Source organism: Aeromonas enteropelogenes, assembly GCF_020097295.1.
Taxonomy (GTDB): domain Bacteria; phylum Pseudomonadota; class Gammaproteobacteria; order Enterobacterales; family Aeromonadaceae; genus Aeromonas; species Aeromonas enteropelogenes.
On record NZ_CP083625.1, the window covers coordinates 368921 to 390877 of the forward strand.

26 protein-coding genes and 1 other annotated feature are annotated in these 21957 nt (G+C 60.2%); of the genes, 9 read left to right on the plus strand and 17 right to left on the minus strand.

Annotation, left to right across the window (positions count from 1 at the left end):
• Positions 1-198 precede the first annotated feature (198 nt).
• Genes LA321_RS01635 through nqrM form a run of 8 tightly spaced genes read left to right on the plus strand, consistent with a single transcriptional unit; the run spans position 199 to position 7296 of the window.
• Positions 199-1542 (plus strand): Na(+)-translocating NADH-quinone reductase subunit A, encoded by a 1344-nt coding sequence (locus LA321_RS01635; protein ID WP_026456008.1) that lies wholly within the window; start codon positions 199-201, stop codon positions 1540-1542.
• 3 nt (positions 1543-1545) lie between these two features.
• A complete protein-coding gene (locus LA321_RS01640) occupies positions 1546-2775 on the plus strand; it encodes an NADH:ubiquinone reductase (Na(+)-transporting) subunit B (RefSeq protein ID WP_026456009.1) in 1230 nt (409 codons plus the stop codon).
• Positions 2765-3553, plus strand: a complete 789-nt coding sequence (locus LA321_RS01645; RefSeq protein WP_026456010.1) for a Na(+)-translocating NADH-quinone reductase subunit C — start codon at positions 2765-2767, stop codon at positions 3551-3553. The genes LA321_RS01640 and LA321_RS01645 overlap by 11 nt, the downstream gene beginning before the upstream one ends.
• Complete coding sequence (locus tag LA321_RS01650; protein WP_042028012.1) at positions 3546-4178, plus strand: NADH:ubiquinone reductase (Na(+)-transporting) subunit D; 633 nt, start codon at positions 3546-3548, stop codon at positions 4176-4178. Before LA321_RS01645 ends, LA321_RS01650 begins: the two co-directional genes overlap by 8 nt.
• 3 nt (positions 4179-4181) lie before the next feature.
• Positions 4182-4778, plus strand: a complete 597-nt coding sequence (gene nqrE / locus LA321_RS01655) for an NADH:ubiquinone reductase (Na(+)-transporting) subunit E (protein ID WP_026457917.1) — start codon at positions 4182-4184, stop codon at positions 4776-4778.
• A gap of 17 nt (positions 4779-4795) precedes the next feature.
• Entirely contained in the window at positions 4796-6019 is a 1224-nt protein-coding gene (nqrF, locus tag LA321_RS01660) for an NADH:ubiquinone reductase (Na(+)-transporting) subunit F (RefSeq protein WP_042073202.1), read from the plus strand.
• 3 nt (positions 6020-6022) lie between these two features.
• The gene (locus tag LA321_RS01665) at positions 6023-7060 is read left to right on the plus strand and encodes an FAD:protein FMN transferase (RefSeq protein ID WP_042028013.1); all 1038 of its coding nucleotides are present in this window, start codon (positions 6023-6025) and stop codon (positions 7058-7060) included.
• 11 nt (positions 7061-7071) lie between these two features.
• Complete coding sequence (gene nqrM / locus LA321_RS01670; RefSeq protein ID WP_026458096.1) at positions 7072-7296, plus strand: (Na+)-NQR maturation NqrM; 225 nt, start codon at positions 7072-7074, stop codon at positions 7294-7296.
• 73 nt (positions 7297-7369) lie between these two features.
• On the opposite strand, the gene LA321_RS01675 is transcribed toward nqrM, so the two are convergent.
• From LA321_RS01675 to LA321_RS01755, 17 genes are all read right to left on the minus strand, one after another.
• Positions 7370-7909, minus strand: a complete 540-nt coding sequence (locus LA321_RS01675) for a DUF3833 domain-containing protein (RefSeq protein WP_156141189.1) — start codon at positions 7907-7909, stop codon at positions 7370-7372.
• Between the two features lie 14 nt (positions 7910-7923).
• Positions 7924-8466 carry a chalcone isomerase family protein gene (locus LA321_RS01680; RefSeq protein ID WP_042073206.1) on the minus strand — a complete coding sequence of 181 codons (543 nt, stop codon included), beginning with the start codon at positions 8464-8466 and terminating at the stop codon, positions 7924-7926.
• The gene (locus tag LA321_RS01685; protein ID WP_042073207.1) at positions 8423-8641 is read right to left on the minus strand and encodes a TIGR02450 family Trp-rich protein; all 219 of its coding nucleotides are present in this window, start codon (positions 8639-8641) and stop codon (positions 8423-8425) included. The genes LA321_RS01680 and LA321_RS01685 overlap by 44 nt, the downstream gene beginning before the upstream one ends.
• Positions 8638-9117: a DUF2878 domain-containing protein gene (locus LA321_RS01690; RefSeq protein ID WP_042073209.1), complete on the minus strand. Its 480-nt coding sequence runs from the start codon at positions 9115-9117 to the stop codon at positions 8638-8640. The genes LA321_RS01685 and LA321_RS01690 overlap by 4 nt, the downstream gene beginning before the upstream one ends.
• Before the next feature lie 2 nt (positions 9118-9119).
• On the minus strand, positions 9120-10376 hold the full coding sequence (locus LA321_RS01695; protein ID WP_042073211.1) for an SAM-dependent methyltransferase: 1257 nt from the start codon (positions 10374-10376) through the stop codon (positions 9120-9122).
• On the minus strand, positions 10376-11134 hold the full coding sequence (locus tag LA321_RS01700) for a DUF1365 domain-containing protein (RefSeq protein ID WP_042073212.1): 759 nt from the start codon (positions 11132-11134) through the stop codon (positions 10376-10378). Before LA321_RS01700 ends, LA321_RS01695 begins: the two co-directional genes overlap by 1 nt.
• The gene (locus LA321_RS01705; RefSeq protein WP_042073213.1) at positions 11131-12390 is read right to left on the minus strand and encodes an NAD(P)/FAD-dependent oxidoreductase; all 1260 of its coding nucleotides are present in this window, start codon (positions 12388-12390) and stop codon (positions 11131-11133) included. Before LA321_RS01705 ends, LA321_RS01700 begins: the two co-directional genes overlap by 4 nt.
• Positions 12387-13121 carry an SDR family NAD(P)-dependent oxidoreductase gene (locus tag LA321_RS01710; RefSeq protein ID WP_042073214.1) on the minus strand — a complete coding sequence of 245 codons (735 nt, stop codon included), beginning with the start codon at positions 13119-13121 and terminating at the stop codon, positions 12387-12389. The genes LA321_RS01705 and LA321_RS01710 overlap by 4 nt, the downstream gene beginning before the upstream one ends.
• A complete protein-coding gene (locus tag LA321_RS01715; RefSeq protein ID WP_042073215.1) occupies positions 13118-13546 on the minus strand; it encodes a nuclear transport factor 2 family protein in 429 nt (142 codons plus the stop codon). Before LA321_RS01715 ends, LA321_RS01710 begins: the two co-directional genes overlap by 4 nt.
• 1 nt (position 13547) lies before the next feature.
• Complete coding sequence (gene phrB, locus LA321_RS01720) at positions 13548-14969, minus strand: deoxyribodipyrimidine photo-lyase (protein ID WP_042073216.1); 1422 nt, start codon at positions 14967-14969, stop codon at positions 13548-13550.
• Positions 14966-15853 (minus strand): MerR family transcriptional regulator, encoded by an 888-nt coding sequence (locus LA321_RS01725; RefSeq protein WP_042073218.1) that lies wholly within the window; start codon positions 15851-15853, stop codon positions 14966-14968. Before LA321_RS01725 ends, phrB begins: the two co-directional genes overlap by 4 nt.
• Positions 15854-15916: 63 nt before the next feature.
• Positions 15917-16861 carry a YbgA family protein gene (locus tag LA321_RS01730; RefSeq protein WP_042073220.1) on the minus strand — a complete coding sequence of 315 codons (945 nt, stop codon included), beginning with the start codon at positions 16859-16861 and terminating at the stop codon, positions 15917-15919.
• A gap of 178 nt (positions 16862-17039) precedes the next feature.
• On the minus strand, positions 17040-17675 hold the full coding sequence (locus tag LA321_RS01735; protein WP_042073221.1) for an outer membrane beta-barrel protein: 636 nt from the start codon (positions 17673-17675) through the stop codon (positions 17040-17042).
• Positions 17676-17859: 184 nt separating this feature from the next.
• Entirely contained in the window at positions 17860-18432 is a 573-nt protein-coding gene (locus LA321_RS01740; protein WP_042073222.1) for a DUF3157 family protein, read from the minus strand.
• Positions 18433-18542: 110 nt separating this feature from the next.
• Positions 18543-19400, minus strand: a complete 858-nt coding sequence (locus LA321_RS01745; protein ID WP_042073225.1) for an adenine nucleotide alpha-hydrolase family protein — start codon at positions 19398-19400, stop codon at positions 18543-18545.
• Between the two features lie 80 nt (positions 19401-19480).
• Positions 19481-19759 carry a DUF6482 family protein gene (locus LA321_RS01750; protein WP_026457152.1) on the minus strand — a complete coding sequence of 93 codons (279 nt, stop codon included), beginning with the start codon at positions 19757-19759 and terminating at the stop codon, positions 19481-19483.
• A gap of 18 nt (positions 19760-19777) precedes the next feature.
• Positions 19778-20389, minus strand: coding sequence for an HAD family hydrolase (locus LA321_RS01755; protein WP_042073227.1), 612 nt, complete (start codon positions 20387-20389; stop codon positions 19778-19780).
• A gap of 169 nt (positions 20390-20558) precedes the next feature.
• Positions 20559-20692: a sequence feature (Phe leader region), on the plus strand.
• Between the two features lie 38 nt (positions 20693-20730).
• On the opposite strand from LA321_RS01755, the gene pheA reads away from it, so the two are divergent.
• Entirely contained in the window at positions 20731-21903 is a 1173-nt protein-coding gene (gene pheA / locus LA321_RS01760) for a prephenate dehydratase (protein ID WP_026457150.1), read from the plus strand.
• Positions 21904-21957: the final 54 nt, after the last annotated feature.

The following is a 21957-nucleotide window of genomic DNA, read 5'->3' on the forward strand; positions in this document are numbered from 1 at the left end:
CAGGGATTTTACCCATTTGTCATGGCAGAAAATGAGTCATAAGTGGTAAACTCAAGCGCTTTTGAGTGACCCCGCATATTGGATGATCGCCAGCGCTGTTTACTGGTTGCAACGGCAATATCGTCACTCGACCACCCGTCGTGATGTATTTCTCGGCGCTAACCAACCTCTCTTCCCGTAACGGTAGTGCAAGTAAGTATGATTACAATCAAAAGAGGACTGGACATCCCCGTGCTGGGTGCGCCAGAGCAAGTAATCTACGATGGCCCCGCCATCACCCGTGTTGCTACACTGGGCGAGGAGTTCGTGGGGATGCGACCTACTATGTTCGTCAAAGTAGGTGATCGCGTCATCAAAGGTCAGGATCTCTTCGAAGACAAGAAGAATCCCGGCGTTAAATTCACAGCTCCTGCCACCGGTGTGGTTTCAGAGATTAACCGTGGTGCCAAACGTGTTCTTCAGTCCGTGGTCATCGACCTCGACGGCTCGGACGAACAGGTAACCTTCGAGCACTTTGCCTCCGCCGAGCTGGCCAAGCTCGAACGCAGCAAGGTGCAGGAGATCCTGCTCGCCTCCGGTCAGTGGACTGCGCTGCGTACCCGTCCGTTCAGCAAGGTTCCCGCCGTTGGCTCCGCCCCGCGCGCCATCTTTGTGACCGCGATGGACACCAACCCGCTGGCAGCCAATCCCGAGCTGATCATCAAGGAACAGTCCCAGGCGTTCCTCGACGGTCTGGCCGTGCTGACTCGCCTGACCGATGGCAACGTCTACGTCTGCAAGGGCGAAGCCAGCCTGCCTCACTCTCCCCTGGCCCAGGTCAAGGAAGAGATCTTCGTCGGTCCTCATCCTGCCGGTCTGCCTGGCACCCATATCCACTTCCTGGATCCGGTCAGCAGCACCAAGGTGCAGTGGCACATCAACTACCAGGACGTGATCGCCTACGGCAAGCTGTTCACCACCGGCCAGATCTTCACCGACAAGGTGATCGCCCTGGCAGGTCCGAACGTGCTCAAGCCGCGTCTGCTGCGTACCCGTCTGGGTGCCTGCATCAGCCAGATTACCAACAACGAGCTGCGTGCCGACGAAAACCGCATCATCTCCGGTTCTCTGCTGAGCGGTGCCAAGGCCGACGGGGTTCACGACTATCTGGGTCGTTACCACAATCAGGTCTGCGCACTGGGTGAAGGTCGCGAGAAAGAGTTCCTGGGCTGGATCAACCCCAGCGCCAACAAGTTCTCCATTACCCGCACCACCCTTTCTCATCTGATGAAGGGCAAGCTGATCAACTTCACCACCACCACCAACGGTAGTGATCGTTCCATGGTGCCTATCGGCAACTATGAGCGGGTGATGCCACTCGACATCCTGCCGACCCTGCTGCTGCGGGACATGATCTCTGGCGATACCGATGGTGCACAAGCACTGGGCTGCCTGGAGCTGGATGAGGAAGATTTGGCCCTCTGTACTTTTGTCTGCCCCGGCAAGACCGAGTACGGCCCTATCTTGCGTGAGTGCCTGACCAAGATTGAACTGGAAGGTTAAGCGATGAGTTTCAAGCAACTTCTTGAAAATATGGAACACCACTTCGAGCCGGGTGGGAAGTACGCCAAGTACTACGCCCTGTTCGAAGCGGCGTATACCCTGTTCTATACCCCGGGTTCCGTAACCCGCAATGCTGCCCACGTTCGTGATGCGCTCGATCTGAAGCGCATGATGATCATGGTGTGGCTGGCCGTGTTCCCGGCCATGTTCTGGGGCATGTACAACGTCGGCAACCAGTCCATTGCCGCGATTGCCCATCTGGGTACCGCCGCCGGTGCCAGCAGCTGGCAATATGCGCTGGCAACCATGCTGGGTGCCTCCCTGGATCCGGCCGTGGCCGGTGTCGGCAGCAAGATGCTGATCGGCGCAGCCCACTTCTTCCCGATCTACATCACCGTCTTCCTGGTCGGTGGTTTCTGGGAAGTGCTGTTCGCCATGGTGCGCAAGCACGAGATCAACGAAGGCTTCTTCGTGACCTCCATCCTGTTCGCCCTGATCGTGCCGCCCGAGCTGCCCCTGTGGCAAGCCGCCCTGGGTATCACCTTCGGTGTGGTGATGGCCAAGGAAGTGTTCGGTGGTACCGGCAAGAACTTCCTGAACCCGGCCCTGGCTGGTCGTGCGTTCCTGTTCTTCGCCTACCCGGGTCAAATCTCCGGCGACGCAGTCTGGGTTGCCGTTGACGGTTTCTCCGGTGCGACCGCCCTGAGCCAGTGGGCCCAAGGTGGCCAGATGGCACTGATCAACAGCGCCACTGGCGAAGCCATCAGCTGGATGGACGCCTTCCTGGGCAACCTGCCGGGTTCCATCGGTGAAGTTTCCACCCTGATGATCCTGCTGGGCGCTGCCATGATCGTGTACATGCGCATCGCCTCCTGGCGCATCATCGCCGGCGTGATGGTCGGTATGATCGCGACTTCCCTGCTGTTCAACGTCATCGGTTCCGACACCAACCCCATGTTCAACATGCCGTGGCACTGGCACCTGGTGCTGGGTGGCTTCGCCTTTGGCATGGCCTTCATGGCGACCGACCCTGTCTCCGCAGCCTTTACCAACAAGGGCAAGTGGTGGTACGGCGCACTGATCGGCGTCATGGTCGTGCTGGTTCGCGTGGTCAACCCCGCGTTCCCGGAAGGCATGATGCTGGCCATTCTGTTTGCGAACCTGTTTGCTCCCTTGTTTGACCATTTCGTCGCTCAGGCAAACATCAAGCGGAGGATTGCTCGTGGCGTTTAATAAAGATTCAACCCTCGGCACCGTCAGCGTGGTGACTGGCCTCTGTCTGGCCTGTTCCATCGTGGTATCCGTTGCCGCCGTTGGCCTGCGTTCTACCCAACAGGAGAACAAGGCACTGGACAAGCAGAGCAACATCCTCGCCGTTGCCGGTGTGGACATCAGCGATGTCGCCAAGCGCGACATGGCCAAGCTGTATGGCGACAAGATCGAAGCCCGCCTGGTGGATCTCTCCACCGGTAACTTTGTTGACGGCGATGCCGACAACTTCGATACCAAGCAGGCTGCCAAGGATCCGGCCAAAAATATCCGTCTGGCTGCGGCCGATGACAAGGCCGGCCTGCGCCAGATTTCCAAGCTGATCCCGGTGTTCTTCGCCAAGGACAGCGAAGGCAAGATCGACAGCATCATCCTGCCCATCTACGGTCAGGGTCTGTGGTCGACCATGTATGCCTTCGTCGCCGTTGCTCCGGATGGCCAGACCATCAAGGGCATCACCTACTATGACCACGGTGAAACCCCGGGTCTGGGTGGCGAAATCGAAAACCCGGCATGGGAAGCCCTGTTCAAGGACAAGAAATTGTTCGATCAGAACGGCATGCCCGCGCTGCGCGTGATCAAGGGCCATGCTCCGGCTGGCTCTGAGCATGAGATTGACGGTCTGTCCGGCGCTACCCTGACCGGTAACGGCGTACAGCACACCTTCGACTTCTGGATGGGTCCCAAGGGCTTCGGTCCTTTCCTGGCCAAGGTTCGTGCAGGAGAAATCAACAATGGCTGACAAGAGCGAAATGAAAAAGTTGCTGTTGACGCCTGTGCTCGGCAACAACCCCATCGCCTTGCAGGTGCTGGGTGTCTGTTCTGCACTGGCGGTTACCAGCCAGATGAAGACAGCGTTTGTAATGACCCTCGCGGTCATGGCGGTCACCGCCTTCTCAAACCTGTTCATCTCCCTGATCCGCAACCAGATCCCCAACAGCGTGCGGATCATTGCCCAGATGGCGATCATCGCCTCACTGGTTATCGTGGTTGACCAGGTGCTCAAGGCGTATGCCTATGAGATCTCCAAGCAGCTGTCGGTATTCGTGGGTCTGATCATCACCAACTGTATCGTAATGGGTCGTGCCGAAGCCTACGCCATGAAGAGTGCCCCGCTGCCCTCCTTCCTGGACGGTATCGGTAACGGTCTGGGCTATGGCGCCATTCTGCTGAGCGTCGCTACCGTGCGTGAACTGCTGGGCTCCGGCACCTGGTTCGGCCTCGAGCTGATGCCGCTGGTGAACAACGGTGGCTGGTATGTACCGAACGGCCTGCTGCTGCTGCCGCCGAGCGCATTCTTCATCATTGGTCTGATCATCTGGGGCGTTCGCACCAAGGATCCCAAGCAGGTGGAGGCAAAGGATTAAGGTATGGAACACTATCTGAGTCTGTTGATTCGTTCGATTTTCATCGAAAACCTGGCACTCTCCTTCTTCCTGGGGATGTGTACCTTCCTGGCGGTGTCCAAGAAGGTCAAGACCTCCATGGGTCTTGGTATTGCCGTTATCGTGGTGCAAACCATCGCCGTACCGGTCAACAACCTGATCTACAACTACGTGTTGAAGGCAGGTGCCCTCTCCCCCGATCTGGACCTGAGCTTCCTGAGCTTCATCACCTTCATCGGTGTGATCGCGGCCCTGGTACAGATCCTGGAGATGGCGCTGGATAAATACTTCCCGGCCCTCTACAACGCGCTCGGCATCTTCTTGCCGCTCATCACCGTGAACTGCGCCATCTTCGGTGGCGTCTCCTTCATGGTGCAGCGTGACTACAACTTCGTCGAGTCTGTGGTCTACGGCGTGGGTTCAGGTGCAGGCTGGATGCTGGCGATCGTTGCGCTGGCAGGTATCCGCGAGAAGATGAAGTACTCCGATGTTCCGGAAGGTCTGCGTGGCCTCGGCATCACCTTCATCACCGCCGGCCTGATGGCGCTGGGCTTCATGTCCTTCTCTGGTATCTCCCTGTAATCGGAAAGGAACGATAGATGGAAATTATTTTGGGTGTGGTCATGTTTACCGTGATCCTGCTGGCACTGGTGGCAGTCATTCTGTTCGCCAAGTCCAAGCTGGTGACCGCGGGCGACGTGACAATCAGCATCAACGGTGACCCGGCCAAGGCTGTGACCAGCCCGGCCGGTGGCAAACTGCTCGGCGTGCTGGCCGGCAGCGGTATCTTCGTCTCCTCCGCCTGTGGTGGTGGTGGCTCCTGCGGCCAGTGCAAGGTGCGGGTGAAGTCCGGTGGCGGCGACATCCTGCCGACCGAACTGGATCACATCAGCAAGGGCGAGGCCCGTCACGGCGAGCGTCTGGCCTGCCAGGTCACCGTTCGCGGCGACATGGACATCGAACTGCCGGAAGAGATCTTCGGCGTGAAGAAGTGGGAATGTACCGTCATCTCCAATGACAACAAGGCCACCTTCATCAAGGAGCTCAAGCTGCAGATCCCGGATGGCGAGAGCGTACCGTTCCGCGCCGGTGGTTATATCCAGATTGAAGCGCCGGCTCACCACGTCCGCTACAAGGACTTCGATATTCCCGAGGAGTATCGTGGTGACTGGGATCGCTTCAAGATCTTCGATCTGGAGTCCAAGGTTGACGAGCCGATCATCCGTGCTTACTCCATGGCCAACTATCCGGAAGAGTTCGGCATCATCATGCTGAACGTGCGGATCGCGACTCCGCCGCCCAGCAACTGGACTGCCCCTCCGGGACAGATGTCCTCCTACATCTTCAGCCTGAAGGCGGGTGACAAGGTGACCATCTCCGGTCCGTTCGGCGAGTTCTTTGCCAAGGACACCGACGCCGAGATGGTGTTCATCGGTGGTGGTGCGGGTATGGCGCCGATGCGCTCCCACATCTTCGACCAGCTGCGTCGCCTGAAGTCCAAGCGCAAGATGAGCTTCTGGTACGGTGCCCGTTCCAAGCGCGAGATGTTCTATGTCGAGGATTTCGACATGCTGGCCGCCGAGAACGAGAACTTCACCTGGAACGTCGCCCTGTCCGATCCGCAACCGGAAGACAACTGGGACGGCTACACCGGCTTCATCCACAACGTGCTCTACGAGAACTATCTCAAGAACCACGAGGCGCCGGAAGATTGCGAGTTCTACATGTGTGGTCCTCCCGTGATGAACGCCGCCGTCATCAACATGCTCAAGGATCTGGGCGTTGAAGACGAAAACATCCTGCTGGATGACTTTGGTGGTTAATCCATGCACAGCGTTGTAAAGACCTGGCTAGCCTTCGGGCTAGCCTTTTTCTTGACTGGGTGCGGTCAGGAAACGGTCCAGAGCAAGCCGGAGATCCATATCACCGGCAGCACCATGGGAACCTACTACTCCATCAAGGTGGCGGATGACGTCATCAGCGATCCGGCCAAGTTGCAGGCCGAAGTGGATGTACTGCTGGAGCGGGTGAACGATCAGATGTCGACCTATCGTCCCGATTCCGAGCTCTCCCGCTTCAACCAGCATCGTGACTCCACACCGGTCGTAGTGTCGCGAGACACCGCTCGAGTCGTCACTGAGGCCATTCACATTGGCCGTGAGAGCCAGGGGGCGCTGGACGTCACCGTTGGCCCCTTGGTCAATCTGTGGGGCTTTGGCCCGGACAAACGGCCGACCAAGGTCCCGAGTGACGAGCTGATCACCCAGACCCGTCAGAAGACCGGGCTTGGCAATCTGCACGTCATCACCTCCGCCGATGCCGATACCCTGCAAAAAGATGTGCCGGATCTTTACGTGGATCTCTCCGCCATCGCCAAGGGGTTTGGCGTCGACAAGGTGGCCGAATACCTGGAGTCCCTGGGGGCCCGCAACTATCTGGTTGAAATCGGCGGCGAGCTGAGGATCAATGGCGTCAACGGCAAGGGCCATCCCTGGCGCGTGGCCATCGAGAAACCCACCGCGGGCACCGGCACGGTACAGGAAGTGATAGTCCCGGGTGACAACGGCGTTGCCACCTCCGGCGATTATCGCAACTATTACGAACTGGATGGCCAGCGTTTCTCCCACACCATAGATCCGCGCTCCGGCAAACCGATCCAGCATCGTCTGGTATCGGTCACCGTGATCCACCCCTCCTGCATGACGGCGGATGGGCTGGCAACCGTATTCATGGTGATGGGGACCGAGAAGAGCTTGGCCTACGCCAACGAACGTGGACTGGCGATCTTCGTGATCACCAAGACCGACAAGGGTTTTGAAGAGGCCTACTCCGACGCCTTCAAGCCCTATCTGGTTAAAAAGTAAGAGGCAGCAACATGCAGATTTTTCTGATCACCTTCGGGGTGTTTCTGGCGGTAGTGGTGGCCATGGCCATCGGCTACATCTTCCAGAAGAAGAGCATCTCCGGCTCCTGCGGTGGCCTGGGCAGCGTGGGCATCGAGAAAGAGTGCGATTGCCCCGAACCCTGTGACAACCGCAAGAAGAAGATGGCCAAGGAAGAGGCCCGTCGCAAGATGCTGGAAGAGAACCGGATCATCTGAGCGCCCGGGCTCCGACGGTAACAAAAAGCGCGCCACTGGCGCGCTTTTTACTGGGGTTTGTCCGGCCACAAGGCTATGGTTTGCGCTCGATATAGAGGAGCACTTCCCCGAGATCAATGCCGAACTTGCTGATCCTGGCCCGATTGAGCAAGCGATCCTCATCCAGCAGATACATCCAGTCATCGAAGCTCACCCGTACCACCTCACCATCCGGCAGCACCAGATCGAGCTGGTAACGCCAGTTGAGGGCAAAACCTTCCGTCTTGCCCACCGCCTCCCCCACCACATCCGATGCGCTGCCGCGCCAGTGGCCATCCGTCCCCTTGCGTAGATACCAGGTGCGAGTCTGCTGGCGGCCATCGTCAAAATGGAACTGCTCGAACAGCTCTCCCTTGCCCTCCTGCCAGCGCCCCTCCATCTCGACCCGAAAGCGACTGGTCACTTCGCCGCTGCGATCGGTGACCAGGCCATGGGCTACCAGCTTGCCACTGAAGAAACGGGCGAGATCCCACTCGGGCCCCTGGCCACGGTAGTCATTGAGGTTGGCACCACATCCGGTCAGCAGCATGAGTGGCAACAAAGCGAGAAGACGATATAGACGGTAGCAAGACATAAAGAGCTCCGGCATCAGGGTTGGCCGCGCAGGCGGCGGGTAAGGGCTGGCTCCCGGCTGTTGTCCGCCAGCCAGATCGCCAGAAAGGCGGCGGAAAACTGCGGCTCGGCGAGAGAGCCGAGGAGCTGCTCCTGCCACCAGAAGTGGCCGGTTCCTGCCTTGTCGACATAGAAGGTCAGCCTGTCGCCAGCTGCTACATCCGGCCAGAGGGTCGCAAGTTGCCCGAGCCAGCGCTGGCGATCGGCATCACTGCCAAGACCGAGCCGCAGCCACTCTTCGGCGGTGGCGCTGAGCAGATCCTCACGTTCGATGGCTCTGGCATAGGTCAGGGTCAGTGCCTGCGGATAATGGCTCGGCTGATAGCGACCACTCTCGCTGTAGAGGGTGGCGTCATAGAGCTTGAACCAGAGCCAGTTCATCTCCCCCTGGCCGACCGGACGCAACTGTTGCCAAGGGACGGCAGAAGCCTGCGCGGCAGTCGCCAGGTGCAGACTCAGCGCCACTACCAGCAGGCTAGTTCCACCCCATGTGCCAATGGCCGGGATCTTCCAGTTCATGCCAATCCATCTCCTGTTCCTGCAGGGTATTGATATCCTGCATCACTACCTGCATCAGCCGCCCCTGTGCATCCCGCTGGCAGGCCACCACCAGATAGAAGCGATCAGTCAGCTCGTGCTGGCTCTCTTTGGTCCACTTGGAAAACAACAAAGTGTCGGTCGAAAAGGTGTTCATCTTGACTCACCCTCCAGCTTGACCATTACCCACAGTAGTAGGGGTAACCACCACATCCAGATCACGGCCAACAAGGCCGCACTGATCCCGATGCCCCAGGGTAAGTGTACTGCTCCCATCTCGGCTCCCGCCACATAGGAGGCCGTCCCCCCAAGCATGCCAAACAGCCCCTGTTGCCAACGGGGTAATCGCAGTAGCCAGCGCATGCCATGGGCCAGCGTCAGGGCAAATCCGACCCAGAGCAGCGCCAGCCAGAGCGGAAAACCGGCCTTGAAATCGAACAGCCCGAGCCGCCAGAGCAGCAGATCGAGCAGGCTACCTACAAGGGCCATGGGCAGGAGTCGCAGATCCCTTTTGCGGCTTGGCGAGCAGAGAAAATGAAGCAGCAGCATCGTAAGCAAGGGACCCGGCAGCTGCCACTTCACCGCCAGCAACCAGTAGAGGTTGAACCCCAGCAGTTGGGCCCACCGCCACATGGTCAGTGACCGCTTACCGGCAAGTCTCCCGACCAACCGAGCGGCCCGGGTTTGGCCGCCTCCAGTTGTACCAGGCTGATGGTGCGTTCCCAGAATCCCCCCTCGCAGTAGGCGAAATAGAAGTGCCACAGCCGGATGAAATCCTGGCTGTAGCCGAGCGCAGGCAGCTCGGGTGCCAGCGCCAGAAAGCGCTGGCACCAGTGGGCCAGTGTGCGAGCGTAGTGATGGCCGTGATCGTGCAGCCGCACCAGCTGCATGTCGGTTTCGCGGGCCAGCAATCCCGCCATCTGGGAGACGCTCGGCAGGCAGCCACCGGGGAAGATATAGCGCTGGATGAAGTCGACCCCGCGCAGGTACTGGGCATGGCGCTGATCGGCGATAGTGATGGCCTGAATAAGCAGGCGCCCACCGGGTTTGAGCAGGCGCGACAGCTGGCGAAAGTAGTCCGGCAGAAAGGCGTGACCCACCGCTTCGATCATCTCGATGGAGACCAGCTTGTCGAACCGCCCCTCCAGCTTGCGGTAATCCTCCAGCAGCAAGGTGATGCGATCCCCGAGCCCCTCCCGCCCGATCCACTCTTTTGCGTAGTCGTGCTGGGCCTGGGAGATGGTGGTGGTAGTCACCCGGCAGCCGTAGTGGCGAGCAGCAAAGACGGCCAGCCCACCCCAGCCGGTCCCGATCTCCAGCAGATGATCGTCCGGGCCGAGCTCGAGCCGCTCGCAGATGGTACGCAGCTTGGCCTGCTGCCCCTCTTCCAGGGTGGCCTCTGCCCCCGGATAGATGGCGCTCGAATACTGCATATGGCTGTCGAGAAAACCCTGATAAAGAGCGTTGCCGAGATCGTAGTGGGCGGCGATGTTGGCGCGCGACCCGGTCAGGGTATTGCGACTCCGCCAGTGGCGCACCTTGTTGAAAGGGAAGCTGAGCCAGCCCAGGCGCCGCTCCAGACTGTCGAGCAGAGTCAGGTTGCGGGCCAGCAGCCGCACCAGCGCCACCGGATCCGGGCTGGTCCATAGCCCTTCTACCCAGGTTTCACCGGCAGCGATGCTGCCCCCCAGCAGCAAGCGGCGATAGAAGGCCGGATCCAGCACCACCAGCTCGGCATGCAAATCACTGGTTGCATCACCAAAGCTGTGACGCTCGCGGCCATCTCGCAGCAGCAGTTGGCCTTGGTCGAGCCGCCCCAGCAAATTGAGCAACAGTTGCCTGGCCCCCTTGTCGATGAAAGAGGCAGAAACAGAAGATTGCACTAGTTCCATTAGCGAGTCTCCGGATGGGTGAAGATGGGGGTTCGTTTGATAAAAAGACGCAGGGCCTGCCAGTAGATACCGAGCAGCACCCTCATGGTCATCCAGGGCCAGCGGACCAGCAGCGCCGCCAGCCCCTGGCGCGACAGCGGCTCCCGCCTTAGCGTCAAGGTAGCGTCAAACAGCTTGGCCTCCCCAGATACGGGATGACTCTCGATATGGATCAGCGTCTCCTGCGCGGGCGGGCGGATGCGCCAGTGGTAGCGCATAGCCAGCTCCATGAAGGGGGAGACGTGAAAATCCTTGTCGTGGGGAGCCAGCGCCGCCAGATCCAGCAGATAGTAGTGGCGCTCGTTCCAGGGGGTGTTGGAGACCTCGGCCAGCAAATAGCGCGTCTCCCCCTGCCGATCGCAGAAGTAGAAGTTGACCGGGCTGAAGTAAAACCCCAGGCAACGTACGTTGCCGAGCAGCAACACCCGCCCCTCCGGGTCGGCATCGCCGCCCAGCTCGGCCACCTTGTCCCACACCGCCTGTTTGAGCGGGCCCGCGCTCCCCCGCAGGTAGTCATGACGACGAAAGGAGAGCAGCCCGGCCCGCTCCACCGCGAACCATCTTCCCTGATCGAGGCCCGGTAGTTCATCGAGATCCAGTCCCAGCATGAAGAGGTGGTACGAAAAAGCGTGAGCCCTCGGCGCGAAGCGGCGGTGGCGCACCGAGCCCCGCCAGATGGCGCTGATCCCGCCGCTCACTGTCGCGGTTGCGCCTTTCATCGCTCGGCCCCGAAGCGCCGGGCTACATCCAGGGCGCTGCGCACCCCATCCTCGTGAAAGCCGTTGTACCAGTAGGCACCGCAGAAGTGAGTGTGCCGCTGGCCGCAGATCTCTGGTCGCCGCTGCTGGGCGGCGATGGCGCTCTGATTGAACACCGGATGGTGATAGACGAAGCGGCGCAATACCTTGCTCTCGTCTACTCGACCTGCGGGATTGAGGCTGACGCAGAAGGGCTCGGGTGAACTCACCCCCTGCAGGATATTCATGTTGTAACTCACCAGTGGCCGTGCGCCGTCATCATCACCGAGCTGATAATTCCAGCTGGCCCACGCCTTGCGGCGCACCGGCAGGCAAGTTGCGTCGGTGTGGAGCCAGACATCATTGGCCTGATAGGGCATGGCGCCGAGGATGGTCCGCTCCCGCTCGCTCGCATCCGCCAGCAGGGCCAGCGTCTGGTCGCTGTGGCAAGCGAGTATCACCTCGTCAAACTGCTCCTCGCCATCATGGCTCTGGACAATGACTCCATTCGTCACTCGCCGGATCCCCGCTACCGGGCAAGCCAGCCGGATCTGCGACTGCCATCCCGCCGTGAGCGGCCCTATGTATTCGCGCGAGCCACCGGGAATGACGTACCACTGGGGCCGGTTTGCCACCTCCAGCAGGCCGTGATGGGCAAAAAATCGCAGGAAGAAGCCAAGGGGGAAGCCCCGCATATCGGCCAGGGTAGATGACCAGATGGCCGCCCCCATCGGCAGTATGTAGTGACGGGCGAAGTAGTCGCTAAACTCCCCCGCCTGCAGGAAATCCCCCAGGGTCAGTTCGGAGCCAACATCGAGGGCCTGGTGATCCACCAGCCAGGCGCGAGCCTCCCGGTTGAAGCGCAGGATCTCGGCAACAAAGCCGTAAAACCGCGGGCTCAGCAGGTTGCTGCGCTGGGCGAACAGGGTATCGAGGTTGTGACCGTTGTACTCAAGCCCCTCCGGGCTTTTCACCGAGAAGCTCATCTCGGCCGGTTGCCGTGCCACCCCGATCCGTTCAAGCAATTTGAGGAAGTTGGGGTAGGTGCGATCGTTGAACACGATAAAGCCGGTATCGATGGCGTAACGTCGCCCGCCCTGCTCCACGTCGACGGTGGCGGTGTGGCCCCCCAGGGTCGGCGCCGCCTCGAACAGGGTGATGTCGTGCTGTTTGTGGAGCAAAAAACCGGCGGTCAGCCCTGAAATCCCCGAACCGACGATGGCTATCTTTCTCTTCATGAGTGGCGTCCTTTCGACACAAGCGAGCTGCCAAGACGCAGCCAGAGTCCCACCGGCAGCGCACCAAGCAGGCGCAGCAGCCAGATGAAACGACGGGGAAAGTGGATCTGATGGTGACCGGCGGTAAGCCCGTCCATGATGGCGCGGGACGCCTCTTCCACAGGCACCAGGCAAGGCATGGGAAAATCATTCTTTGCGGTGAGCGGCGTTTCCACAAAGCCGGGGCGGATCAGGGTAACCCCGATCCCTCTGCCGGCCAGATCGAGGCGCAGGGTATCAGCCAGATAGTCGAGGGCCGCCTTGGAGGCGCCATAGGCCTCGGCCCTTGGCAGCGGCAGCCAGCTCACCGCCGAGCTGACGATGGCAAGACGGGCCCCCACCCCCAGCAATGGCAGGAAGGCGGCCAGCGCATGACCGGTGGCGATGAGATTGATCTCGATGACCCGGGCAAACAGGGCGCCGTCAAACCCCTCGGCCAACTCCATATATTCGCAATGACCGGCATTGAGGATCAGCAGATCCAGCGCAGGCAGAGTGCCCGCCACTGCGTTCATGGCCGCTGGATTTCGGGTATCAAACTGCAAGGGGGTGATACCCTCACTCTCCAGCCCCCGCAGCCGCTCCTCATCGCGACCACAGCCCCACACCTGCCAGCCTGAGCGCCGGTAATCGAGGGCCAGCTGGCGACCGATGCCGGAGGTGGCACCTGTGATCAGCATCCGGCCGCTCATGCCCCCAACCTCCCCTTGATGGTCCGCACCAGCGGGCCGAGCAACGGCAATTGCTCATAGAGCATGGCGCCGAGGTCAAAATAGTCCCGGTGCAGGCAGACCTTGCCCTCCTCGTCTAATTCGAGGCGGGTCGCCCCCTCCACTGTCACTGGCTTGCCACCACGAAGCCTCGGGTGGGAGAAGGTCATGGTCCAGCCGAGCCAGGCTTGTCGCCCCTGTTGCTGCTGACTGGTAATGACAAAACGACAATAGGCGAGGCGCTGATAGAGGGCGGCAAAATAGTCGCTGAGCGCCGCCAGACCCTCGATGCGGTGAGCGGGATCGATAAAGATCACCTCGTCGGCATAGACTTCGGACAATCGGTGCAACTGCTGTCTGTCCAGCTGCTGATAGAAGGCGACGAAGCGGGCCAGCGGCTCATCCATGTTATTTCTCCAGGAAGCGAAACATTTCGATGGCTCTCACCCGGGCGACGGCGTGATCCACCATGGGGGCCGGATAATCCTGCCGCCCCTTGAGCCGCAGCCAGTCGTGAGGCTGGTGCAGATAGGCAGCTGGCACATCGGCCAGTTCAGTGACCCAGGTACGAATGAACTCCCCTTGTGGATCAAATCTTTGTCCCTGGGTGGTGGGGTTGAATACCCGAAAGTATGGGGCCGCATCGGCACCTGTGCCCGCCGCCCACTGCCAGCCGCCGTTGTTGGCCGCCAGATCGCCGTCTATCAGCTTGCTCATGAAGTAGTCCTCCCCGAGCCGCCAATGAATGTGCAGATCCTTGGTGAGGAAGCTCGCCACTATCATCCGCAGCCGGTTGTGCATCCAGCCGGTGGCATTGAGGCAACGCATGGCTGCATCGACAATGGGGTAGCCGGTACGTCCCTCGCACCAGGCGGCAAAGGCATCCGGGTCCCAGCTCCACGGCAGGGCCGCCGTCTCCGCCTTGAAGGGGCGATTCATGGAGAGGCTTGGGATCAGCACCAGCAGGTGGCGATAGAACTCGCGCCAGATGAGCTCGTTGAGCCAGACAAATCCGGGCTGCGCCTTCGACTGGGGTCGATAGCCGAGGCGCTGTTGCAGCGCTCCTACACACTGGCGCGGACTGATGATGCCGGCCGCCAGATAGGGGGAGAGCACAGAGGTGCCCGCCAGGGCCGGAAAGTCCCGGGTCTCGCCATAGTCGAGCACAGCCTCATCGAGGAAGGTGTTCAGACGGCGCTGCGCCTCGGCCTCCCCTACCGGCCAGCGAGGATCCGGTGTCAGCTCACCAAAGGCGACATCGACAAATTCCCGCTCGGCCAGCGGCTGCCACGGCAGTGATGCACCACGCGGCTCGGGAGCGCGGTGAATGACAAAGCCATCTTCCTCGAGGGCCTTGAGCCAGGCGCGGCTGAAGGGGGTATAGACCTTGAACATCTCCCCCGAACCGGTCAGCACCCGCCCGGGCGGCAGCACGCAGCAGCCGTTGAACCAGTGGCAAGCAATCCCCTGCTCCGCCAGCACGGCACTGACGGCCCGATCCCGACGCTGCTCGTCGATCTCGATGGCCTGATTGGCGTAGAGCCGGGTCACCCCCAGCTCGCGACTTAAGTCAGCCAACGCCGCCGGCACTTCGGCAAAAGTCTCGACCCGCAGCAAATGGAGCGGGATGCCGAGCGCCGCCAGCTCGCGGCCCAGCTCATCGACCTGCACCAGGATGAAACGCTGGCGAACGGGGGCCAGCTTGTGTGCTTGCCACTGGGTCGGCGAGAGAATAAACAACGCCGCGACCGGTTCCTCGCCGGCACAGGCATGACGCAAAGCCGGGTTGTCGGCAAGGCGCAAGTCGTTGCGAAACCAGACCAGCTTCATGACTTTTGCCTCCCGCACCCGCTGGCGCCACCCGCAGCAAGGGTGTCAGCCATCGCCTCGGCAAGACTCGCCTGCCAGCCGTGGGCTTGCAGCCAATCCGCGTCATAGAGGCGTCCCAGCGCCCCAAAGAATCGGGTATCCTCGGGCCAACCGGCGGCCAGCTCCTGCTTGCCAAGCCCGACCCCCAACAGCACCAACCAGGGGGTAACGGCACGCCCCTCCAGCAGACTGGCATGGCGCGGCTCCACCGCCCCCAGCAATTGCACCTCGTAACCCAGGCCAATCAGCTCATAGGCGGCCCAGACCAGATCGAGAGGCCCGACCTGCCCCCAGCTCGCCAGAGTAACGGGAACGCCCTTCTCCTGTTCGATCAGGTGGCGGGCAAAACGGGTATGCAGCCAACCCAGCCACACCTGTTGCAACAGTTCGCCATCGGGCCGCTCGCGCCAAAGGCCAAGCAGCCGCTCCACCAGCGGTTGCAGCACCCGGCTGCGCACCAGCTCGAAGGGATAACTCGCCAGCAGATCATTGAGCTGCGCCTCCGCCTTGCGCTGGTTGAAGGCGAGCAGTGCCTGACTGAACTGCTCCAGAGTCTGCTGCCAGTGATCACTCACCGGCTGGGATTGGGGCTCGCTCAACAGTCCCTTGACCTGCCCTATGCTCACCCCCCGCTCCAGCCAACTCAGGATCTCGCCAATCTGGCGGATATCCTGCTCGCTGTAGAGGCGGTGCCCCTTCTCGGTGCGGGCCGGCTGTACCAGACCGTAACGACGCTGCCAGGCACGCAGGGTGACGGCATTGACGCCAGTGAGGCGGGAAACCTCACGGATGGGGTAGATCCCCTCATCAGACAAAGGAGAAGCGGCTTGCGGTAAATCAGACATAACAACGTCCATCAAAGGTTGGGAGAGAGGCCCCGGCCAGCTGCCGGGACCTTCACACGGCATTCATAGCCCGTAACGCAGCTTGAGCGTATCGGGATGAGGATTGAGGTAAACCTGCTCGGCAAGATACGGATTGGGATACTCCCGCAGGTAGTGGCGGATCAGGGTCAGTGGCACCAGCAGCGGAAAAATACCGGTGCGGTACTTGTCGATGGTGTCGCAAAGCTCCTGCTTCTGGGCCGGGGTCAGCACCCGCTTGAAGTAGCCTTGCAGGTGCATCAGCACATTGGTGTGGCTACGCCGGTTTGCCCGCAAGGTCAGCGCCGCCATCAGCCCCTTGATGTAGCGCTCTGCCACCTCTTCCAGATTGGCCTTGCCCAGATTGCCGAGCATCTGCCCGAGGGCGCGGTAGTGAGTGGTGGCGTGAGAGAGCACCAGATACTTGTAGCGGGAGTGAAAGCGGATGAGGGCGGCGGCGCTGAGCCCGCGCGCGCAGAGCTGTTGCCAGTCGTGATAGGCAAACACCCGCAGCACGAAGTTCTCCCGCAGGATGGAGTCGCACAACCGGCCATCCTCCTCCACTGGCAGCAGGGGGTTGGCCTCCATCAATGCCTTGGCAAACAGGCCGACCCCCTCCTTGGCACTCCCCTCGTTGTTGGCGCCATAAATTCTGACCCGTTCCATGCCGCAGCTGGGAGATTTGGCACAGAGGATATAACCGGAGATGAAGTCGAGCTGGCGCGCCTTCTGCTCGCTGAAAGCAATTAATTTCTCCGTGACATCGAAGCTGCCGTTGCTCGCCTCGGCGCGTACCTCGCCATGACGCTTGACCAGCCGGATGGCGGCGCGAGGGGCGCCCAGGCCGATGGCCATCTCGGGGCAGACGGGGTGATAGTCAAAGTGAGCCCCAAGATCCCGTTCACAGAAACTGGAGCGCTTGTGGCCCCCGTCAAACCGCACCTCCTGTCCCAGCAGGCAGGCACTGATCCCGACCTTAATCTTGTACATGATGACACCCCTTGTATAACCCTTGATTCAGTTATAGCAGTTATACAAAAAAAAGGAAGTTGTACAACTACTGCAAACCGATACGGCACAGGGACAAGCAAGGGAGCATCATCAGACAAAAAAAAGCCCATGGCCATCGCCATGGGCAAACATCAAAGACACTACGGAGTTCATCGCATCAGAAGCTGTACTTCACACCCAGGCTGGAGATGGAACCTTTTTGCAGATCCCAGTTGCGGTAGGTGTAATCGGCAGTCAGAGCCCAGTTCTGGCTGAACTTGTAGGCACCGCCCACCTTGAAGTCGTGCATGTCATCGGTCATGTTGGCGTAACGATAGGCGGTGGAGAGCTCCACATTGCCGATGTCGTAACGCAGACCCACTTCCCCATACAGGCTGCCGCTATCCTTGCGAGCAACCGCATCCCATCCATTGACATCATGGGCCAGCTCTCGCTCCAGGCGGTAGCCGGTCAGACCTGTCTCTCCATAGAGGTTGAGGCCGCTGCTCAAGGGGGTGAACACACCGACACCGACGCTGGAGATGGACATGCTGTCGTTGCCATTGTTGCGGGAGGTATATTCGGTGCCGGCACGGCCGTAGAAGTTGGAGCCGAAGCTCTTGGAGAGATCCAGGCTCATGCCGCCAAAATCACGGGTTCCCTTGCTATCGTTGCTGGATTTGCCGTTGAGATAGTCAGACTTGGTGTGTGCCCAGGTCGCCGACCCTTTGGCGTAGCTGAACGCATCCTGTGCCAGTGCGGAGGTAGAGGCGAAGCCGGCCAGGACCAGAAGAGAGATTGCAGTTTTGTTCATGTGATTGACTCCATGGGTAAGCTCGTCAGAGCTGGTATGGAGTCATTGTGCAAACAGGCGGCGGCAATGCCGAGCGGCAAGCTGTTGCCAAACCATGTCAGATGTAAGCAGATATTGCAGGTGATGACGGCGGCAACATCTGCCCTGACCCGGACCAACTGAGCCGGGTCAGGAGATCAGGGGATCAGCGGAAAACCACCTCGTCGATTTCGATCCGCACCAGGGGTTCTCCCGTCAGCCCGGCCGGACGCGACATCTCGAGACCACGTGCCGGACGTACCTGCCCCTTGCGCAGATAGGTCTCCGGCAGACGGTTCTCGGCGACCCAGAAACGCGCCTCCTGACGCTGCAGCTGTACCCCGTCGGCACTGAACAGCGTCACCCAGCCGCGCACCCCGACCACATTGCGGGTGCCGGTGTTGCTGATCTGAAAGCTCAGCGCCATGGGATCCGTGCCCTCAACCTTGTCCAGCTTGACCATGATGCCATCGCGGACCGCCTGGGAGAGCAGCTCGGGATGGGCCTTGGCCTGCTCGGTCAGCACGGGAGCCGCCACCGCAACCACAGCGCCGGATTTCGCAACCGCCTCGCTCCCCTTGACGGGCTCAGCCTGCTTGACCACCAGATACTCCCAGGTGAAGTCATCATTGAGCTGGATCTGGCGCCCATCGGGCAGGGTCACCTGAGAGAGAGGAGCCGCCTGTGCCAGCACAGGAGTGAGGCACAGGGCAACCAGCAGACGGGACAAAGATTTCATAGGGTCGGGACTCGATATCATTGAAAGGGCGACAGTATAAACACTCCTGTCACGCCTTGCCTATGACGGGGCTCACGTTCTCCGGGCAAGCTGGCGACGCCCTCGCCGGACTAAATCGCCAGCTCGTGGCGTTCGTGAGGCACCATATCCAGGGTGACCAGATCGAACAGGGTTCCCCTGAGGGCCTGCAGAATGTCCGGCTGCATGTCGAATGCCCGGGCCCGCTGATGCTCGGGCAGACGTACCCTGGCCAGGGTTGGCCCACTGTTGCAGGTGAGTTCACGGCCATCGCAGAGGATATGAAAGAAGACCTGGGCCTCGTCGAACCCCATATCGGCCAGTATCTGCTCCGCCTGATCGACCATGCGCAAATGGTGCGGCTGCAACTGGCGGGGGTGGGCAAAACGGTGGCTAAGGCAGCCATTGCCTCCCTTGCCCAGAGCATCCAATTGGCGTTTGTTAAAGCCGTAGCGCACGTCTCTTTTGGTAAAACCATGATCGGCCATCAGCCAGATGGTGTCTTCCGGGATGGAGCCGAACATCTCTATGTACCCGGCCCGCTCCTCCGCAGTCCCCGGCAGCAGGAATGGCAGTGTCGCCCACTCTGGATGGGTAGCCCTGTGTTCACAAAGACGGCGAACGGGATCGATGATCTCGTCCAGTTGCGACAACTGATCGCAGAAGATCATCTCATCTGTCTTGACGATCCAGTGGTCTATGCCATAACGCCGGCAATAGCGGATGGCACGGGATACTTCGCTGCGGCTGCGGGTGGGGGTATCCATGATCATGGCCCGGATCCGGACGCCACTGGCCCGGCACAAATCGATGCAGTAACAGGATTCCAACCGGCCTGAAAAGGAGATAACCAGATCATCATAGGCTGACAACTGATCGATCAACTGCTGTTCCCTGGCCTGAAACGCCTGATCGTATCCTTGATTCAGCACAACAACATTGGCATCCATTAAAACAGCTCCGGATGGTAAAAAGGTGGATTATTGTGCTGACAATTAGCTGAATAGACCCTTAAAGAGTCCGGTTAAATTCAAAACTTTATGACGATCTCCTGCGATTGGAGCACCATATCCTCTCCATGGGTGTCATAAATCCGCAATCTGGCCTGATGTACCTGATGGGCTCGCAAGAAGCCCTCTGCCTGCTCAAGGGAAGTGAAAGTCAGGGAGCCCCCCTCGCTGTCGGTCAGGCACTGGCACTCCCCTTCCGCCTCGACGCACAGCTGGTAGCCACTGCCATCCCGACAGGCGATGATCAGCGTCGCCTGCGGGTAGTGACTCAACCAGTTGCGAAACCGGCCATGCTCCATAAGGCTCCCAAAAGGGGGTTACCCCTTGTCTGTTGCGGGCAAATAGCCCTGTTCAACCAGCTGCTGCCGGCAGCGCGCCGCATCGCAAAATACCATGCCCCGGATCCCGAGCGTCTCGGCGGCAGTCACGTTGGCCGGGGTATCGTCGATAAAGAGACAATCGGACGGTGCAAGATCGAACGACACCAGCAGATAGCGGTAGATATCCGGCTCGGGTTTCATCATGCGCACTCGGGCAGAGACCACCTTGCCACTGAAAAAACGCCAGAAATCCTCATGTTGCTCCAGCCAGTCGATACTGGCGTGCCCCATGTTGGAGAGGGCATAGAGGCTGTGCCCCGCGCCGTGCAGCTCCTCTATAAGGGTTAGCATAGCGGGATCCGGCTTGAGGGAGGACGGTACCGCCTGCAAAATGGCGAGGTTGTCGGCCGCACTCAGGCCGGTGCGCGGCTCGGCCCGGCGTGCCATGGTGTGCAATGACAGGGTCCCTCTGTCCACCTCCTGCCAGTCAGGATGTTCAAACAACTGCTGTGCCAGCCGTTCGGCCTCCAAAGGTCCCCGGACCGAACTGACGATGGCAACCGGATCCCAGTTCACCACCACACGCCCCAGATCAAAAATAATGGCCATACCGTATCTCTCCCGCATCGTGCGAAATGGACCAGAGGGAGCCAAACCACTCTCGGACACGCCCATTCGCGTCACCGGATACCCTGCCCCCTTCCCGTTCCGCGGGCAAGTTTTACTTGCATCAAATCGCCAAATCCCTTAATGGTTAAGGCGTTACAATGAGGATTATGACCATGCAAACCCTATTCTTCTTTGCTTTCTCGTTTATCCGGCCCGTTTGAGGGAAGGCTAATCGTCCTGTAAACAGCTCTCGTGAACAGAAAGCAAAGACGAATCGAGCCTCCCCTGTGGAGGCTTTTTTTTGCATATATATCAAATAATTACTTGGACAGGGAACAATCATGGCAACGCTCGACGAGATCAGACAAGACATTACCCGGTTGGATCAGGAGCTGCTTGCCCTGCTGGCAAAACGCAAGACCCTCAGCATCGAGGTCGCCCGGGCCAAGCAGGCCAACCCGCGCCCCATCCGCGATCCCCAGCGCGAGCAGGATCTGCTGGTCGCCCTGATCCAGCAGGGCCGTCAGCTTGGCCTGGATGCCCAGTACATCACTCGCATCTACCACACCATCATCGAGGATTCCGTGCTCTCCCAGCAGGCCTACCTGCAGAGCCTGCTCAACCCGGAGCAGCAGGAGCCCATGACCAGCGTCGCCTACCTGGGACCGCGCGGTTCTTATTCGAGCCTCGCCGCCCGCAAGTACCTGGCCCGTTACAAGGATCAGGTGATCGAGGTGAACTGCCAGAACTTTCGCGAGGTGCTGGATGCGGTGGAATCGGGTCGCGCCGCCTTCGGTGTGCTGCCCATCGAGAACACCAGCTCGGGCTCCATCAACGAAGTCTATGACGTGATGCAGCACACCAGCCTCTCCATCGTCGGCGAGCTCACCTACCCCATCGAGCACTGCATCCTCACCGCCGTGCCAACCGAGATCGAACGCATCAAGACCTTCTATGCCCACCCGCAGGTGTTCCAGCAGTGCTCCCACTACCTCAGCAAGCTGGAAGGAGCGCGCCACGAGATCTGCGACTCCTCCTCCAGCGCCATGATGAAGGTGAAGGAGCTGGCAAGCCCCGAGGCTGCGGCCATCGGCAGCGCCGCCGGCGGTGAGCTCTATGGCCTCGACGTGCTGGCCGAGCAGCTGGCCAACCAGAAGGAGAACTACAGCCGCTTCATCGTGGTGGCGCGCAAACCCATCGACGTGGCGCCCCAGATCCCGGCCAAGACCACTCTCATCATGTCTACTTCCCAGAAACCGGGCTCACTGGTAGAGGCGCTGCTGGTGCTGCGCAGCCACGAGATCAACATGACCAAGCTGGAGTCCCGTCCGGTGCAGGGCAACCCGTGGGAAGAGATGTTCTACCTGGATGTCTCCGCCAACTTGCAGACCCCGGCCATGCAGGCCGCCCTGGTGGAGCTGACCAAGATCACCCGCTATATCAAGGTACTGGGCTGCTACCCGAGCGAAGACGTGAAACCGACCACGGTGCCGCCGGTGCTGCTGGGCAGCTGATTGGCCTGACAGAGCATCAAAACAACAAAAGGCGAACATCATGTTCGCCTTTTG